The following is a 15175-nucleotide window of genomic DNA, read 5'->3' on the forward strand; positions in this document are numbered from 1 at the left end:
GCGTATCCATTGGCACCTCTGCGGGGTTGGCAGAGGCGGGGGTTGGCGCTAACTTTTTCCCAAGCGCCTCGGGAGGAGGTGCATGTAAGGGAGACATCAGAATGAAAAAGTATTTGAGCGGTGCGGCTGTCACCGTCCTTGGGATTGCCTTTGTCACCGAAGCCGTCGCAACGGAGTGGAATGCGTCGGTCTGGGGCAAGCGCCGTGCCTTTACCGAGCATGTTGAAAAACTCTCCGAACTGGTGAGCGAAAAAACCGGTGGCGAGTTCACCATCAATGTCAGCTATGGCGGCCTGTCCAAACCGCGCGAAAACCTAGACGGGATCGAGATTGGCGCTTTTGAAGTCGCGCAGTTTTGCGCAGGTTATCATCGCGACAAGAACCGCGCGATTACTGTGCTGGAACTGCCTTTCCTGGGCGTGAACAATCTGGAAGAAGAAGTCGCTGTCAGCCATGCGGTCTATGACCATCCAGCTGTGGCCGACGAAATGGCGCAGTGGAATGCACGTATTCTGATGACGTCGCCCATGCCGCAATACAATCTTGTGGGTACCGGTGATCCACGCGATCAACTGGCCGATTTCGAAGGCATGCGCGTCCGCGCCACCGGCGGTCTGGGTCAGGCATTCGAGGCTGTCGGCGGGGTTCCGACATCAGTTCCCGCTACCGAAGCCTACAACGCGATGGAATCCGGTGTTGTCGACACCGTGGCCTTTGCCCAACACGCGCATCTGTCCTTCGGCACGATCAATGAGGCCGATTGGTGGACCGCAAATCTGAACCCCGGCACGGTGAATTGCCCGGTTGTTGTGAACATCGACGCATATGAGGCATTGTCGCCCGAGCATCGCGAAGCGCTCGACAGTTCGATTGACGAAGCAATTGCGCATTATCTGGCGAATTACGGCGGTCTGCTGGAGCAATGGGATAGCGTTCTGTCCGAAAAAGGCGTTCAGAAAGTGATGATTGACGACGCGGTCATCGAAGAGTTCCGCACAAAGGCGGCTGACCCGATCCGAGAACAGTGGATCGCGGATATGTCTGCCCAGGGCCTGCCGGCGCAAGAACTCTATGATCTTGTTCAAGCCACGTTGCAGCAACAGCGCGGCGGGAACTAATCCTATTTTCGGGCACCCTTACCGGGTGCCCGAATAGCTTCACTACAAAGGATCACCGGAATGGCAGGTCAAGCCACGGTGCTGGAAGATGGCAGCCGCCTCAGCCAGCTGGATCAGCGTTTGCTGATGCTAGAGCGTTTCATGGCGCTGATAAGCGGATTCGCCGTGTTCAGCCTGATGGTTCTGGCCGTTGTTTCGGTCAGTGGTCGGAACACCTTTAATGCGCCGCTGCCCGGCTATGTGGACTGGATCGAACAGGCCATGCCGCTGATCGCGTTTCTTGGCATTTCATATGTGCAGCGCGACGGTGGGCATATTCGGATGGATATCGTGATCTCTCGCCTGCATGGGCGGGCCTTGTGGCTGTTTGAACTTGTTTCGATCGTCCTTATCCTTGTCCTGATGCTGGCTCTGGTCTGGGGCAGCTGGTCACATTTCGACCGGTCCTTCGATTTCGGCGCTCCGCTGTGGAGCCGTGACAGTTCAATCGACATCGGCATCCCGCTTTGGCCTGCGAAATTGTTGGCGCCTGCGGCGTTTTCTGTGCTGTGTTTGCGGCTGGTCCTGCAAGCCTGGGGATATGGGCGGGCCCTTTTTCTGGGGCTCGAAACGCCGGTTGCCGTGCCATTGATCCAGGATGCTGCCGCGCAAGCCGCTGCCGAGGCTGAACAATTCGACGGGCAGGGCTAGCACATGGATACGATTGAGATCGGCCTTTGGGTCACAGGCTTCCTGCTGCTTCTTGTTGTAACCGGTATGCGCGTGGCCTTTGCTGCGGGTCTGGCCGGGTTGTTCGGACTGGTTTGGATTTTCTGGGCCAAGTTCGGCTACGACCCGGATCGTTTTGGCAAGGCCGTCACGGTGGCCGTGAAAACAGCCGGGCAGGTGCCACATTCCAAGGTGGCGGCCCATACGCTCAGCCTGATTCCGACCTTCATCCTGATCGGCTATTTGGCCTACTACGCTGGTCTCACCCGTGCCTTGTTTGAAGCGGCCAAACGCTGGATCGCCTGGGTGCCGGGCGGGCTGGCCGTTTCGACCATCTTTGCCACTGCAGGTTTCGCCGCGGTGTCTGGCGCTTCAGTAGCCACATCTGCCGTGTTTGCCCGCATTGCGATCCCAGAGATGCTGAGCGTTGGCTATAACAAACGCTTTGCCGCAGGTGTGGTGGCGGCGGGTGGCACTTTGGCGTCACTCATCCCTCCATCAGCGATTCTTGTGATCTACGCCATCATTGTTGAACAGGACGTCGGAAAACTGCTACTGGCGGGGTTCATACCCGGGGCGTTTTCAGCGCTTGTCTATGGTCTGCTGATCGTCGGCATTGCAGTTGTGTTCAAATCCGTAGGCCCGCCGGTCACGGGCTTCAGTTGGAAACAACGCTTCGCCGCACTGCCCGGAGCCCTTCCGATCGTGGCCGTGATCCTGATTATCATCTGCTTTGTCTATAACCCTTTTGGCGACAAAGCCTGGGGCACCCCTACCGAAGGCGGCGCAATCGGCGCATTCATCGTTTTTTGTTTCGCCCTGTTCCACGGCATGCGCTGGCCGGAGTTCAAATCTGCCCTGTTGGAAACCGCCAAACTGACGGCGATGATCTTTTCGATCATCTGGGGCGTCTTGATCTATGTGCGTTTTCTGGGCTTCGCGGATTTGCCGGGTGCGTTCTCAGATTGGATCACGTCGCTCGAAATGTCCCCGATGCTGATTCTGATCTGCATCCTGCTGGCCTATGCCGTGCTGGGTATGTTCATGGATGCCATCGGGATGCTCTTGCTGACCCTTCCGGTTGTCTATCCGGCGGTGATGGCCCTGAACGGTGGCGAAACCGTCAGCGCCGCAGACAGCGCCTTTGGCATGTCCGGTCCGATGTGCGCGATCTGGTTCGGTATTCTGGTCGTCAAAATGGCCGAGTTCTGTCTGATCACACCACCTATTGGTCTGAACTGTTTCGTCGTCGCCGGTGTGCGGCCTGACCTGAGCGTTCAGGATGTATTCAAAGGTGTGACACCGTTTTTCATCGCCGACGCGTTGACAATTGCGCTGCTTGTGGCTTTCCCGGGCATTGTCCTCTACTTGCCATCCTTGGCGGGGTAGGGGCAGCGAGGCTCTGCCTCGCGCTCCGGGATATTTTTGGCCAGATGAAGCAGGGATCCACCCTCTGAACCTCCGCCCAGAGAGCTTCACCTGGCGCGGTCATCGGCATCCCTGCCTGTACCGCCTCTCCATACTGGGTGGTTTTGGTTAATGATCCATTACTTCATCTGGCCAAAAATATCCCGGGGGAGGCGCCCGAAGGGCGGCGGGGGCAGAGCCTCCTCCTTCACGGTCACTAAAGGATCGGCGCGGGTGTTACTTTGCCCGCATCAACATTCCAAACAGATCGCGAGGATCGTCCGGGTCTGCCAACATATCGAGTGGCTCATAAAACGCTGTATCGGCAACCACGTTTTTGACGACACGCAGGGCCGAGAAATCTTCGATGGCAAAGCCCACGCTATCGAACAGGGTAATCTGGCGATTGTCTTTGCGTCCCTCGGCTTGTCCCGTCATCACCTGCCACATCTCGGTCACCGGGTGATCATCTTCAAGCGCTTGAATCTCACCTTCGATCCTTGTCTGCTCGGGGTATTCCACGAAGATCTCGGACCGCAACAGGATATCGCGGTGCAGCTCGGTCTTGCCCGGGCAGTCACCGCCGATGGCGTTTATGTGCACGCCGGGGCCGACCATGTTGTCGGTCAGGATGGTGGCATATTTCTTGTCAGCGGTGCAGGTTGATATGATCTGCGCGCCTTCAATGGCCTCTTCAGCGGTTTTGCTGGCGATGACGTTTAGGCCCTTGCCTTGCAGGTTGGCGGCGCATTTGGCGGTGGCGTTCGGGTCGATGTCATAGAGGCGTACTGTGTCGATCCCGCACATGGTTTTGAAGGCCAGGCACTGGAATTCTGACTGCGCGCCATTGCCGATCATTGCCATTGTTGTTGCGTTCTTCGGGGCCAGATACTGACCGACCAAGGCTGACGTTGCTGCAGTACGCAGGGCCGTCAGCATGGTCATCTCGGTCAGCAGGGTGGGGTAGCCTGTGTAGACATCTGCCAGCAAGCCAAAGGCGGTGACGGTCTGAAGACCCTCGGAGGTGTTCTTTGGGTGGCCGTTGACATATTTAAACCCGTAAGCTTCGCCATCCGAGGTGGGCATCAATTCGATCACACCATGTGGGGAATGGGCCGGGATGCGAGGGGTCTTGTCGAAGCTTTCCCACCGTTTGAAATCAGCCTCGATCTGAGCTGCGATCCTGTTGATCATCTGTTCGACACCGATATGGTGGACCAGCCGCATCATGTTGTCGACGGATACAAAAGGAACAAGGGCCTTGTCAGAGGGTGCGGTCATCAGAAGCTCCGGGTGGGGCGGTCAAAGATCCGGCGTCCCATCAATGAGGCGGCCAGATCGACGATCAGTTTCGCGGTGCGTCCGCGTTCATCAAGAAACGGGTTCAACTCAACCAGATCCAGCGAGCAGAGCAATCCGCTTTCGTGCAGCAACTCCATGGCCAGATGGGCCTCGCGCTCAGTCGCGCCTCCGGGGACGGTTGTACCGACGGCAGGCGCGATGGCCGGATCCAGGAAATCTACATCCAGTGAAACATGCAGCAGTCCGTTTTCGGCGCGGACACGATCCAGAAAGGCCATCAATGGCGCTTTGATTCCATGTTCGTCGATGCTGCGCATATCAGCCAGCATCGCGCTTTTCTGTTCCAGGACGGCGCGCTCTGCCGGATCGACTGAACGCAGACCGATCATCCCAACGCGATCTGTGGGGATGGTGGCAGGCAGCGCAGGGAAAGCCTCGAAACCGTGCTGCCCCGTGAAATAGGCCACGGGGGTGCCATGAAGGTTTCCGCTGTCTGTGCTTTGCGGCGTGTGAAAGTCGCTGTGCGCGTCAAGCCAAAGCACAAACAGGGGGCGGTTCATCTGTTTCGCGTGCGCGGCCATGCCCGCAACGCTGCCCATCGACAGGGCATGATCGCCGCCCATAAAAATGGGCGTACCCTCAGACGCCGCCTGTTCGGCAGTACGGCTGAGCGCGCGGGTCCAGCCCACGCATTCGGGAAGTGAGAACAGATGGGAATGCGGTGCCAGATCCACCTGATCCGGGTCCACATCGCCCCAATCCGCTACGTTATGTCCCAGATCGGCGAGCGCCTGATCCAGGCCTGCGACGCGAAGGGCATTGGGGCCCATCCGGCATCCCTGTCGTCGTTTGCCCGAATCCATCGGGGCCCCGACCAAAATAATGTGTTTGCTTTCCATAGATTCATTTAGCCGTTCGATATATCTTGCTGGAAGCCCGCAAATTGTTCAAAATGGGCTTTGAAAATCCGAAACGGAAAGGTTCAATGGACGAACTGGATACACGGCTGATCAGTGCTTTGCATCGAGATGCGCGCGCATCTCTGTCGGAACTTGCGGAAACATTGGGCGTGACCCGCACGACCGTGCGCAGTCGGATGCAGCGATTGAAGCAGTCCGGCGAGATTGTCGGGTTCACCGTGTTGACCCGGCAGGACGAGGCACAAAGTCCGGTGCGGGGCCTGATGATGCTGGAGATCGAAGGGCGCGGTACCGAACGAACCATGGCGCGTATCGGTGCCATGCGTCAGGTGCGTGCCGTGCATTCGACCAATGGCAGTTGGGATCTGATTGCCGAGATTGGCACTGAAACGCTGGTTGAGCTGGACGAAGTTCTGTTTCAGATCAGACGGATGGAGGGGATCACCCGGTCCGAGACCAACCTGCTGCTGTCAACGCGCAAGGGGCGGTTGTGATTTCCAGTCTTAATTGCCCTAGTGCTTTGACCGGGAAGGAAATTGTGACACAGTTCCGCCACGGGTGATCTACAGGCAGGGGCCAGAGCCATGACCGCACAAGACCAAGGCGTTGAGCCCAAAGCCCTGCAATGGGCCGAAAAGCTGACAGGCCTTCTGGAAAAGCCGTGGGTGCGGATTGCCATTCCAGTTGTGATCACGTTGGTCGCTTTGACAGTGCTGCATGACCTTTCGTCCCATGTGAAATGGGCGGATGTGCAATCTGATATCGCAGCTACCCCTTGGACCGTGTTTTTTATCGCGCTGTGCTGGACGGCCGTCAGCTTTTTATCGCTATCCTTTTATGATGTCTTTGCCGTCCAAAGTGTTGCAGACGGCGAGGTACCGTTGCCAGTTGCGGGCATGGCCGGGGCCTGTGGTTATGCGGTTTCGAACTGTTTAGGATTTTCATACATCACAGGTACCGCTATCCGGTATCGTATTTACGCCTCACTGGGTTTGGATCTGGCTCGGGTCGCAGGGGTGATCGCCACGTCTTGGGTTGCGTTCTGGATGGGGCTGACTTTGATCCTGGGGGTGCTTTTGACATTGCACCCGGACGGGATATCCAAAGTTCTGCCCGTCAGTGAAACGATTGAGACGGCTATTGGTCTGATTTTACTGGCCGGATTGGTGGCGGTTTTTATCTGGCTGGCCACCGGTGGGCGCCGCTTTTCATTCGCGGGGTTCGAGTTTGATCTGCCTGGCGGGAAACTGGCCAGCCTGTTGACACTGGCGGCGATGGGCGACCTGTTTGGCGCATCCATGGTACTTTATGTGCTGATGCCGGACGATCTGGGTGTAGGTTACCCCTATTTCTTTGCGATCTTTGTGGCGGCTATTGCGGCTGGCATTCTAAGCCATGCGCCTGGCGGGATCGGCGTATTCGAGGCTACAGTAATTGCGGGATTAGGGGCGTCGGGTCGGTCGGATGTGATCGCTGCGCTGCTGTTGTATCGCGTTGTCTATACCTTTCTGCCTTTCGCTATCGCCAGTCTGTCGATCGCCGTCGCCTCGGCCTTGACGCAGCGCCAGAGGATTGGTGGCGCAGCCAGCTGGGTCTATCGGGCGATCCGCCCGATTGTTCCGATGGTGGCGGCGGGTGTGACAGCGATTGCTGGTGTGATTTTGCTGGTTTCTGGCGCGTTACCATCAAATTCGCAAAACCTCAGCGTCTTGCGCGATGTCTTGCCTTTGTCGTTCATCGAAGCCTCGCATCTTGTGGGCAGTGCCGTCGGCGTATTGCTGTTATTGGTCTCTAGGGGCCTGTTCCGCAAACTCTACCGGGCTTGGGTCGTGGCCATGTTGCTGATGGTGGCAGGGTTTGCAGCGTCGCTTGCTAAGGGATTGGATACACACGAAGCCGTTAGTATGTTGGGCACAATCGCGGTTCTGGCACTGTTCCGCGGGGCGTTTTACCGGGTCAGCGGGGCGTCGATCTTCCGGCTGAATATCCCGTGGCTGATCAGCGTAGTCGTTCTGCTGGCGGTGATCTTCTGGATCGGCCTTTTTGCCTATTCCCATGTCGAATACCAAAATGCGTTGTGGTGGGAATTTGCTTGGAACGGCGATGCCTCACGCTTCTTGCGCTCCAGCCTTATAGTAGCGGTGATTGTGGGCATTGTTGCGGTCACCTCGCTGTTCGGGCGCGAGATTCCGGTGCCAGAGCGCGTTGAAATCCCCGAGGTCGTGGAACGGCTGGTGATGCAGAGCGAAGACACGGAGTCCCAGATTTCATTGACTGGAGACAAACAGTTCCTGATTGCGCCGGACGAGACAGCGTTTATCGCCTATGCCGATACGGGCAACGCCATCATTTCCAAGGGTGAACCCGTGGGGGACGAAAAAGCCGGGCAGCAACTGATCTGGCAACTGCGCGAAATGGCTGATCGGGAGGGAAAGCTATGCGCCTTTTACAGCGTCTCGACCAAATACCTGCCGACCTTCCTCGATCTGGGCCTATCGATTCTAAAAATCGGTGAGGTTGCCCGCGTTCCGCTTCAGGAATTCTCGCTGGACGGCAAGTCCCGCAAGCGGTTCCGGCAGGCCAAGAATCGGGCTGAGCGGGAAGGCTATGTGTTTGAGGTCATCCCGAAAGAGAAGCTTGCGCCGCTATTGCCAGAACTTCGCAAAATCTCGGATGATTGGCTGGCGCAAAAAGCGGGGGCTGAGAAGGGGTTTGCGCTTGGCGGGTTCGATGACACTTATCTGTCCTATTTTGATCATGCCGTGCTGAGAAACGGAGAGACCGGGCAGATCAAGGCCTTTGCCAATCTGTTTCAGGGGGGCAATAAATCCGAACTCTCGCTGGACCTGATGCGGTACGAGCCCGACAGCCCCAGCTTTGTCATGGATGCGCTCTTTGCCGAGATGATGGTCTGGGGGTCCGAGCAGGGGTTCCACTGGTTTTCACTCGGCGCGGCGCCGTTTTCGGGGATCGAGAACCGCCAACTCGCCTCGATCTGGAACCGGATTGGCGGGTTTGTATATGAACACGGAGAGCAGTTTTATCACTTCGAAGGGCTGCGGGCGTTCAAACAAAAGTTTGACCCGGAATGGAGCCCAAATTACTTGGCCAGCCCCGGTGGGTTCTCTGCGCCACGCATCCTTTATGAGGTGAACATCCTGATCTCGGGCGGTTTGCGCGGGTTGACGAAGTAAAGGTTAGTTCAGGCTGGCGCCAGTCGGGGCCTGTTGCAAAAGATCACCCCAATCGGTGCGATATGCCATCTCGGCCAGAACCGTTTCGGGCAGGAATTCCCGGTTTTGGCGGATTTGCCAGCCGCCGCCCAGACCCTTGTAGACAGCGACCAGATTGCTGGACACCTCTTGCCGCGCCTCGATCAGATTGGCCTGAGAACGCAGCAGCGCAGTCTGGGTGTTCAGAATGCGAGAATAGCTGGCGATCCCGTCACGATATTGGCTGATCGCGATCTCTGCAGCCTTGCGCGAGGCCTCGACGCTTTGCTGATAGAACCCGACCTGCTTACGCGCCTGCGCATAGGCGACCATGGCGCTTTCCACCTCGGAATAGGCCGTTAGAACGGTGTTCTGGTAGTTTGCGATCAGCGCCTGATAAGCCGCATCCTGCGCGCGCACGTTGTTCTTGACACGCCCATAGTTCAGCACGTTCCAGACAACGCCCGCGCTGGCCAGACCCGTTGTGCTGTTCGAACTGAACAGATCGCGCCCGCCCGATGCTTGCAATCCGATTGAGCCCGACAAGACAAACTGTGGATAGAGGTCTGCCATGGCGATACCCACCTGCGCCGATTGGGTGGCGGCGGCCAGCTCGGCGGCGCGAACATCAGGGCGACGGCGCAGCAACTCGGCCGGAACGCCCACGGCGACATTGGAACGCGCCGATGGGATGCGACCGGAATTGCCCAGAAGGCTGGTCATCCGCGAAGGTGTCGCGCCCAGCAATACGGCCAGCGCATTCTTGGTCTGTTGCAGATCGCTCTCTAGCTCGGGCACCAGCGCTTTGGTGTTGTTTAGCAGGGCGGTCGATTCCTGAACGTCCAGTTCGGTGGTAACGCCGTTGTTGAACCGCAATTGCGTCAAATCCGCCGATTCCTGCTGTAGTTTGATGTTCTCTCGGGCGACGCTAAGGGACTCCTGCAAAGCACGAATATTCACATAGAGCGCGGCGACGTCACCCGTTAGCGTGACCAATGCGTCATCGTAATTCGCCACCTGCAAGGCGAGGTTCGACCGTGCCGCTTGTACGCCGCGACGTTGTGCCCCCCAGACGTCCAGTTCCCATTGGGCATCAAAGCCCACTTGCGAGGTTGAAAACTCGGTATCCAAAGGGATGATCCGGTTGATATCTGCAATCGGGCCAAGATTGTCACTGATCTGGCGCCTTTGCAGGGATCCGCCAAGCGCCTGCGATTGCGGATAAAGCTCACCAAAGGCGATCCCCAGCTGCGCCCGCGCTTGCAATACGCGCGCCCCTGCAACTTGCAAACTCAGGTTCTGGGCATAGGCTTCGGCCACAAGTTTGTTCAGGGTGGGGTCATTGAACGTCTCCCACCACTTCACAACCGGTGCGCTGCGCGCAGTCAGGCCGCTTTGTCCGGCACTGGGATTGTTGACCTCGATCCATTCCTTCACGACAGGCGAGTTAGGGCGTACGAAATCGGGGCCCAGCGGAGCGCAAGCGGCCAACATCGCCGCGCACAGGGCCGTTCCCATCAAATGGCGAAAGGGTTTGGCCCGTTTCATGATCTGTGTCCTCAAATGTCCAGCGGTCGGATGAAGTTGGCGAAGGAATAGAGGCGTATGTTGATGCGCCTCAGGAACTCAAAGCTCTTGCCCTGACCAGTATAGATGGCAACGGCAGCGTGGCCGCCCGCTGGCAGGATATGCTCTTCGGGCATCTCGACCGTGATCTGCACCGCGATCCGACCGGGAAGCTTTGGCAGCTCAAAGCCGGGCAGGCGGCCCGATGGCAGATACTGACCCTGACGCGTGGCCCACCAGATCGCCTCGACCTTACCGGGCAGGATTTCACCGGGATAGAGGTCCAGCGCGACCTCAACCTCTTGCCCAACCTCAACGAATTTCAGGTTCTGCTGGCGGAACGTTGCCAGAAGATAGGGGTTATCTTCGGTCACGAAGCTGGCAATCGCGCCCAGACGGATATCGCCAACGACCAGACCGGGACGGGCCTGTTGTGAGACGATCATACCGTTTTCCGGTGCGTAGATCGTTGTATTATCAAGGAAATATTTGGCTTCGGCCAATTGCGCCTGCGCTTGTAGGATCCCTGTGTTTACCCCGTCGATCTGGGAGTCCTGCGCCAGAACGGCCTTTTGCAGGTTTGCTTCGGCTTGTTTGACGGCTGCTGAATCCTCAGCCACCTGTTCGTTCCAGCGGTCGAGCTCATCTTGTCGGGCGCCACCTGCAGGAACCAGGTTTTCGTACCGGGCTTGTTCGGTCAGCGCATAGTCCAGCTGTGCATTTGCCCGCTCGACCGCTTCGGTTTTGGCAATTACGTCCTGTTCCAGGATTTTGGCATTTTGCTGCGCCGCGACCAATTGCGCCTGTGCATTGTCTACAGCCAGTGAAAACACAGTGTCATCAAAGCGATAGAGCGGATCGCCCTTTGTCACAGTTGTGTTCGGTTCAACCAGAACTTCGGTCAGGATGGTGGGTTGCGTCAGCTTCGGGACGATCTGAATGGTGGATCGCACCACGTGGCTGTCGACCGAGAAGGGCTGAAAGAACCGCAATGCGACGAGGAAAATCAGCAGCAAGTGCGCACCCACCCAGAACGAGACAATGCCCCAGGCGATGTTGAACTTCAGCCACTCCATCTTGAAGAAGATGAACCAGACGAAAATGATGTAGAACAGCGTAATGCCGAGGGCGACGAACATGTCCGAGTGTTTCCTTTGGCCTTAGCTTTTCTGCGTCTCGTCGGACGCGGCCTGATATTCTTCTTTCACCGTTCCGCCTAGACGTTCGATATCTTTGCGGATGGCGTCCTTTTCTTCGTCTGGGCCCCGGCGAATGTCGACGGTCACACCATCATGAAACGCCCACATGAAGGCATGGACCCAGGGCACAACCGCCAGAAATCCCATCCAGCCCATGATTTTGACCGCTTCGGCATGTGGGTGGTTGCGTTTGATCGCAATCCGACCGGGCAACCCCATGATGAATAGGAACAACGCCATCACAGCGGCCAGGAGTAGAATCAATGCCACGAAGGTCAGATAGTCGTAGTAGCCAAGCGGCTGCCCCAATAGTCCCATGCTCGTGCCTCCTGTTTTGGATGGTGCTTCTATCCTCCGGTCTAGGTGGAGGGTCGTCAATCCATTTATGGTGGATTTACGCCGCAGTTCCCTGCGCGTCGCAGATACGAACCCTAGTTTCCCATGTACCACAATTCTGCACCAGGGACACAGGCAGCGGTTTATCCGTATAGATGGTGTCCATCTCTGCCATAGAGGTGATCCGGGCCGGGGCAGAGCGCTGGAATTTCGAATGATCCGCCACAAGATAGCTGCGCCGCGCCTGTGCGATGATGGTTTGGCTGACATGAACTTCTTGAAAGTCGAAATCCAGCAGATCGCCATCTACATCCAGTGCGGAACATCCAATCACCGCGTAGTCGAACTTGAACTGGCGTATGGTTGACACGGTCAGGTTGCCGATCAGCCCCCCGTCCGCGCGGCGCAGCATGCCGCCCGCCACCACGATTTCGCAATCAGGGTTGTCGACCAGAATATTGGCGACATTCATATTGTTGGTCACAACCATCAGGTTCTTATGGGTCAGCAACTGGCGGGCAACGGCTTCGGTCGATGTGCCGATGTTCAGGAAAACCGATGCGCCATCGGGGATATCCTGTGCACAAGCTTGCGCCATCAGGGTTTTCGCGTCGGCATTCAGGGTGCGGCGATCCTCGTATCCGATATTGGCCAGGCTCGACCGAAGAACCGCGCCACCGTGTACCCGATCCAGCTTGCCGGCTTCGGCCAGTTCGGACAGGTCGCGCCGGATGGTTTGAACGGTGACTCCGAACCGTTCGGCCAACCCATCGACTGTAACGCGCCCTTCGGTGCTGGCGATCTCAAGAATATCGGCTTGGCGAAAGGACAGGGACATCGGCATTTCCATGTGGTTCTGGTATCTTCGTTTATGTTCTTTCACGTCGATTTGGCAAGTTTCCCTGCGTGAAATTCATAGCTGTGTTGCAAAACGAAAATAAACGAACATAAAGCTTGATCACGCGAAGGGTGCTCTGATTAATGCAGGCAACCGGATTGTAGTGGGAATCACTGGCCATGACGTCGACAAACGATCACATCGCAGACCTGTTTATCATCGGTGGCGGGATCAACGGCTGCGGTATCGCGCGTGACGCCGCCGGGCGTGGGTTGTCGGTGACCTTGGCCGAGATGAACGATCTGGCCTCGGCCACGTCGTCAGCCTCGACCAAACTGTTTCATGGGGGCCTGCGCTATCTGGAGTATTTCGAAATCCGACTGGTGCGCGAGGCGCTGATCGAACGCGAGACGCTGCTGCGCGCAATGCCGCATATCAGTTGGCCGATGCGCTTTGTGCTGCCGTACCACAAGGACATGCGCTTCGATTCCGAAACGCCGACCTCAAAGCTGCTCAGCACAGTCATGCCGTGGATGCGCGGACGGCGCCCGGCCTGGCTGATCCGTTTGGGGTTGTTCCTGTATGATAATCTCGGTGGGCGTAAGATATTGCCGGGGACCAGATCGCTGAACCTGCACAGCGCACCCGAAGGCGCGCCATTGCAGAAAAAGTTCGAAACCGCCTACGAGTATTCCGATTGCTGGATCGAAGACGCGCGGTTGGTCGTGTTGAACGCCCGTGATGCCGAGGCGCGCGGGGCGCAGATCATGGTTGGGACTGAGGTGATATCCGCCCACAGGGTTGACGATCTTTGGGAAGTTACGGTCAGGGATCGCGACAGTGATGAAACGCGCGTGATCCGCGCTAGGATGCTGATTAATGCAGGTGGCCCATGGGTTGGTGATATCATTCAGTCCAAAATCCATGTGAATTCGCGCGAAGGTGTGCGGTTGGTGCGCGGCAGCCATATCGTGACGCGCAAGCTGTACGACCATGACAAGTGCTATTTCTTTCAAGGCGAAGATGGGCGCATCATCTTTGCCATTCCGTATGAGCAGGATTTCACCCTGATTGGCACCACCGATCAGGACCACGCGGACCCATCCGAACACCCGTTCTGTACCGAGGCTGAGAAGGATTATCTCTGCGCCTTTGCTACGAGTTACTTCGCACAGCCGGTTACCAAGGACGATATCGTCTGGACCTATTCCGGCGTGCGTCCGCTCTATGACGATGGGGCCAGCAGCGCGACGGCGGCAACGCGGGATTATACGCTGAAAGTGAACGCAATCGGCGGTGCGCCGGTGCTGAACGTGTTCGGCGGCAAGATCACCACCTATCGCCGTCTGGCTGAAAGCGCGCTGGAGAAGGTGGGCGAGCATTTCCCGGATTTGCCGGGCCCCTGGACGGCGGGTGTGGCACTTCCCGGCGGGGATTTCCCCGTTGATGGCCTGCAGATGCTCAGAGACAGTCTGGTCGCCGACTATCCGTTTTTGTCTGTGCCTTGGGCGGCGCGTCTGATCCGTGCCTACGGGACCGAAGCGCAAGAGGTCTTGGGTGATGCGTCCGAGGCAGCCGATCTCGGCGAAGATTTCGGCGCAACACTCACCGCGCGCGAGGTTGCCTGGCTCATGGACAAGGAATACGCACGCAGGGCCGAGGATGTGGTCTGGCGGCGTAACAAGCTGGGTCTGCGGCTGAAGCCAGAGCAGATCGAACGGATCGATCAGTGGATGGCGCAGCGCCTGCAGGCATAGATCATCGAAGGCTTGGCTGCCGGGGCAGAGCATGTTAGCCCTTGGGCACGGTCGGCAGACACCGAGGCGTCGCTGCTCCTGTGGGAGAGCTAAACCTGCCATTCAGATTGAAACGACATCGCAATCCCTAGGGGCGTTGTTTCGTTAAGTCAGCGACCGACGAGCGTATGAAACGCCCGATATGGATGCATGATGACCAAAACTCCTATCCCTTTGCACGTGGATGACCTGACCGGGTTCGCGCGTGCCTTGAACCAACAATTGGGCGAGGCCAGCCCAACTCATCTCAGCCTGATGAACATGCTGGCCCGCGCGGCCGGGTTTCAGAACCTGCAGCATATGCGGGCCGCCAACGCGGCCAAGCGGCGTATCGAAACACGACCTGATGCAGGGCCGCTGGACATGCGGACGGTCGAGCGGGCGTTGTTTCAGTTCGACGCCGCAGGGTGCCTGAAACGATGGCCGTCCAGACGTGCTGTGCAGACCCTTGCCCTGTGGGCCTTATGGGCCAGCGTTCCCGCCGGGATCAGCCTGACCGAGACGGAGGTCAATGAACGGCTTGTGCAAGAGCACCTGTTCGATGACCCGGCGACGTTGCGGCGCACTATGATCTCCTGCGGGTTGCTGACACGACAAATCGACGGTAGTGACTATCGCCGGATTGAGCAGGCCCCACCACCAGAAGCGCAGGCCGTAATCCGCGAGGTTACTGTGCGACGACGCAACCGGGCAGAGGCCAGTGCCGCATAGCGTCGCAGCAAAAAAGCCCCGTGACCAGCAAGGGGCTTTATCATGTTTCATGACAGTTGATC

General features: G+C 57.7%; 13 protein-coding genes. 7 read left to right on the forward strand and 6 right to left on the reverse strand.

Annotated features, from left to right (window positions below; all coding sequences use genetic code 11):
- The first annotated feature begins 101 nt into the window (after positions 1-101).
- The 3 genes from AC2FGE_RS02690 to AC2FGE_RS02700 are packed head-to-tail and all read left to right on the forward strand — an operon-like array spanning position 102 to position 3215.
- On the forward strand, positions 102-1118 hold the full coding sequence (locus AC2FGE_RS02690; RefSeq protein ID WP_496817628.1) for a C4-dicarboxylate TRAP transporter substrate-binding protein: 1017 nt from the start codon (positions 102-104) through the stop codon (positions 1116-1118).
- Positions 1119-1178: 60 nt separating this feature from the next.
- A complete protein-coding gene (locus AC2FGE_RS02695; RefSeq protein ID WP_496817629.1) occupies positions 1179-1808 on the forward strand; it encodes a TRAP transporter small permease subunit in 630 nt (209 codons plus the stop codon).
- A gap of 3 nt (positions 1809-1811) precedes the next feature.
- Entirely contained in the window at positions 1812-3215 is a 1404-nt protein-coding gene (locus tag AC2FGE_RS02700; protein WP_496817630.1) for a TRAP transporter large permease, read from the forward strand.
- Between the two features lie 255 nt (positions 3216-3470).
- Here the strand turns inward: AC2FGE_RS02700 and ocd are convergent, their stop codons facing one another.
- Positions 3471-4514, reverse strand: a complete 1044-nt coding sequence (gene ocd / locus AC2FGE_RS02705) for an ornithine cyclodeaminase (RefSeq protein WP_496817631.1) — start codon at positions 4512-4514, stop codon at positions 3471-3473.
- Positions 4514-5434 (reverse strand): arginase, encoded by a 921-nt coding sequence (gene rocF / locus AC2FGE_RS02710; protein ID WP_496817632.1) that lies wholly within the window; start codon positions 5432-5434, stop codon positions 4514-4516. The genes ocd and rocF overlap by 1 nt, the downstream gene beginning before the upstream one ends.
- 86 nt (positions 5435-5520) lie before the next feature.
- On the opposite strand from rocF, the gene AC2FGE_RS02715 reads away from it, so the two are divergent.
- On the forward strand, positions 5521-5949 hold the full coding sequence (locus AC2FGE_RS02715; protein ID WP_480826911.1) for an Lrp/AsnC family transcriptional regulator: 429 nt from the start codon (positions 5521-5523) through the stop codon (positions 5947-5949).
- Positions 5950-6039: 90 nt separating this feature from the next.
- Positions 6040-8649, forward strand: a complete 2610-nt coding sequence (mprF, locus tag AC2FGE_RS02720; RefSeq protein ID WP_496817633.1) for a bifunctional lysylphosphatidylglycerol flippase/synthetase MprF — start codon at positions 6040-6042, stop codon at positions 8647-8649.
- Positions 8650-8652: 3 nt separating this feature from the next.
- Here the strand turns inward: mprF and AC2FGE_RS02725 are convergent, their stop codons facing one another.
- The 4 genes from AC2FGE_RS02725 to AC2FGE_RS02740 form a co-directional block, all read right to left on the reverse strand.
- Positions 8653-10215: an efflux transporter outer membrane subunit gene (locus AC2FGE_RS02725; RefSeq protein WP_496817634.1), complete on the reverse strand. Its 1563-nt coding sequence runs from the start codon at positions 10213-10215 to the stop codon at positions 8653-8655.
- A gap of 11 nt (positions 10216-10226) precedes the next feature.
- Positions 10227-11372, reverse strand: coding sequence for an HlyD family secretion protein (locus AC2FGE_RS02730; protein WP_496817635.1), 1146 nt, complete (start codon positions 11370-11372; stop codon positions 10227-10229).
- 21 nt (positions 11373-11393) lie between these two features.
- Positions 11394-11750, reverse strand: coding sequence for a DUF3302 domain-containing protein (locus AC2FGE_RS02735; RefSeq protein ID WP_480497928.1), 357 nt, complete (start codon positions 11748-11750; stop codon positions 11394-11396).
- Positions 11751-11826: 76 nt separating this feature from the next.
- On the reverse strand, positions 11827-12606 hold the full coding sequence (locus AC2FGE_RS02740) for a DeoR/GlpR family DNA-binding transcription regulator (RefSeq protein WP_496817636.1): 780 nt from the start codon (positions 12604-12606) through the stop codon (positions 11827-11829).
- A 179-nt stretch (positions 12607-12785) separates the two neighbouring features.
- Here AC2FGE_RS02740 and glpD point away from each other — a divergent pair, with 179 nt between their 5' ends.
- The gene (gene glpD / locus AC2FGE_RS02745; RefSeq protein WP_496817637.1) at positions 12786-14363 is read left to right on the forward strand and encodes a glycerol-3-phosphate dehydrogenase; all 1578 of its coding nucleotides are present in this window, start codon (positions 12786-12788) and stop codon (positions 14361-14363) included.
- 192 nt (positions 14364-14555) lie between these two features.
- On the forward strand, positions 14556-15113 hold the full coding sequence (locus AC2FGE_RS02750) for a DUF2087 domain-containing protein (RefSeq protein WP_496817638.1): 558 nt from the start codon (positions 14556-14558) through the stop codon (positions 15111-15113).
- The last annotated feature ends 62 nt before the right edge of the window (positions 15114-15175 follow it).

Source organism: Ruegeria sp. YTSA075, assembly GCF_059610245.1.

Bases quoted from the DNA above. Each gene is read 5' to 3' on its own strand.
- AC2FGE_RS02690 (WP_496817628.1), top strand. From the start codon at position 102: ATGAAAAAGTATTTGAGCGGTGCGGCTGTCACCGTCCTTGGGATTGCC.
- AC2FGE_RS02695 (WP_496817629.1), top strand. From the start codon at position 1,179: ATGGCAGGTCAAGCCACGGTGCTGGAAGATGGCAGCCGCCTCAGCCAG.
- AC2FGE_RS02700 (WP_496817630.1), top strand. From the start codon at position 1,812: ATGGATACGATTGAGATCGGCCTTTGGGTCACAGGCTTCCTGCTGCTT.
- ocd (WP_496817631.1), bottom strand. From the start codon at position 4,514: ATGACCGCACCCTCTGACAAGGCCCTTGTTCCTTTTGTATCCGTCGAC.
- rocF (WP_496817632.1), bottom strand. From the start codon at position 5,434: ATGGAAAGCAAACACATTATTTTGGTCGGGGCCCCGATGGATTCGGGC.
- AC2FGE_RS02715 (WP_480826911.1), top strand. From the start codon at position 5,521: ATGGACGAACTGGATACACGGCTGATCAGTGCTTTGCATCGAGATGCG.
- mprF (WP_496817633.1), top strand. From the start codon at position 6,040: ATGACCGCACAAGACCAAGGCGTTGAGCCCAAAGCCCTGCAATGGGCC.
- AC2FGE_RS02725 (WP_496817634.1), bottom strand. From the start codon at position 10,215: ATGAAACGGGCCAAACCCTTTCGCCATTTGATGGGAACGGCCCTGTGC.
- AC2FGE_RS02730 (WP_496817635.1), bottom strand. From the start codon at position 11,372: ATGTTCGTCGCCCTCGGCATTACGCTGTTCTACATCATTTTCGTCTGG.
- AC2FGE_RS02735 (WP_480497928.1), bottom strand. From the start codon at position 11,750: ATGGGACTATTGGGGCAGCCGCTTGGCTACTACGACTATCTGACCTTC.
- AC2FGE_RS02740 (WP_496817636.1), bottom strand. From the start codon at position 12,606: ATGTCCCTGTCCTTTCGCCAAGCCGATATTCTTGAGATCGCCAGCACC.
- glpD (WP_496817637.1), top strand. From the start codon at position 12,786: ATGACGTCGACAAACGATCACATCGCAGACCTGTTTATCATCGGTGGC.
- AC2FGE_RS02750 (WP_496817638.1), top strand. From the start codon at position 14,556: ATGACCAAAACTCCTATCCCTTTGCACGTGGATGACCTGACCGGGTTC.